Source organism: Halalkalibacter flavus (assembly GCF_036663575.1).
Taxonomy (GTDB): Bacteria; Bacillota; Bacilli; order Bacillales; family Bacillaceae_D; genus Halalkalibacter; species Halalkalibacter flavus.
Window position 1 is genome coordinate 1 of record NZ_JAWRVK010000102.1, and the last position, 1,121, is coordinate 1,121.

The following is a 1,121-nucleotide window of genomic DNA, read 5'->3' on the forward strand; positions in this document are numbered from 1 at the left end:
TTTTTCGATTAAATGGGTTGTTTGTTTAAGCATCAATTCACTTTGTTTATTAAGGTTTTGAACCTGAGGGGAAGGCTCGTCAATCATGGAAGACTGGTTCATAATCATAAGAAATTTTGCGAATTCATCATCTTTCTTAAGATCATTCAAAATTTCCAATGTGAATTGTCGAATTAATTCGACTGGAGAGGAATCGGTTTTAAACTTTTCAACCATTTTTTCTAATCCTGATGCTGCATATGAAACAAGTTCATTAAACAAATCATCTTTGGTTTGGTAGTGACGGTACAAGAGTCCAATACTAATTCCTGCACTATCTGCAATATCTTGAACACTAGTTGCTGCAAAACCCTTTTTTGCAAATAGTTTAATGGCAGCAGAATGAATTTTGTTTCTAGTTGCAGTCCTCATTGCTTCATATTGTTCTTTGGTCCTAGGCAAGGATTCTTCCTCCTTTAGTACTTACTTTCATCCAGCAGAAATGTATCCTTACTTTTTCATGTATTTCAAAGACAAAAGGTTATTGATTCCATTTTTCTTGGCTATCTTTTTCGGAAGAGGCTTTCTTTTATATTCTTCAAATCCCAATTTTTTATATAATCTCATTGCCGGAGTATTTGTATCCGCAACCTCTTCAATGACGTATTCTTTGTAAGGTGTATTTTCAAAAATATGCTGGATGATTTGGGATGCTACACCTTGTCCTCTGAATTCGGAAGCTGTTCCAACAAACTCAATCGAGCCTGTATTGGGAGGGAAATTTTCAAAAAGTGCTTCAAATTCTTTTTTTAAAAAGATCCCTGCCATACTTCCTTTGAAGAAACCTAAGTGTTTTCTTAGCTCTTTTTTATTTAATCTTACCGATAACGTTTTACCGTCCGTGCATGCCGTCATTCCAGCAACTTTATCATTTGTTATAGCTACATAAAATTGATTTAAAACAAACATGTGAGCAAAAGCTTTTGCAATTTTGTTTTTGTCTTTGGAAAAATAGCCTAACCATTGTGAGAATCCTTCCGTAAAAATTTCAGACATTTGCATCCTTACATCTAGGTCAATTTCATCAGCTTTAAAAATTGTAAACTTATGAACCCCAGATTGCATATACCATTCTCCTTTCT

At 34.2% G+C, this 1,121-nt stretch carries 2 protein-coding genes; both read right to left on the reverse strand.

Annotation, left to right across the window (positions count from 1 at the left end):
• Nucleotides 1-441 (reverse strand): TetR/AcrR family transcriptional regulator (locus SAY88_RS24520; protein ID WP_332635061.1); only part of this gene is annotated, 441 nt, incomplete at its 3' end.
• 48 nt (nt 442-489) lie between these two features.
• Nucleotides 490-1,035, reverse strand: coding sequence for a GNAT family N-acetyltransferase (locus SAY88_RS24525; RefSeq protein WP_431308920.1), 546 nt, complete (start codon nt 1,033-1,035; stop codon nt 490-492).
• Nucleotides 1,036-1,121 lie beyond the last annotated feature (86 nt).

Coding starts and splice junctions, on each gene's coding strand:
- SAY88_RS24525 (WP_431308920.1), bottom strand. CDS start 1,035: ATGTCTGAAATTTTTACGGAAGGATTCTCACAATGGTTAGGCTATTTT.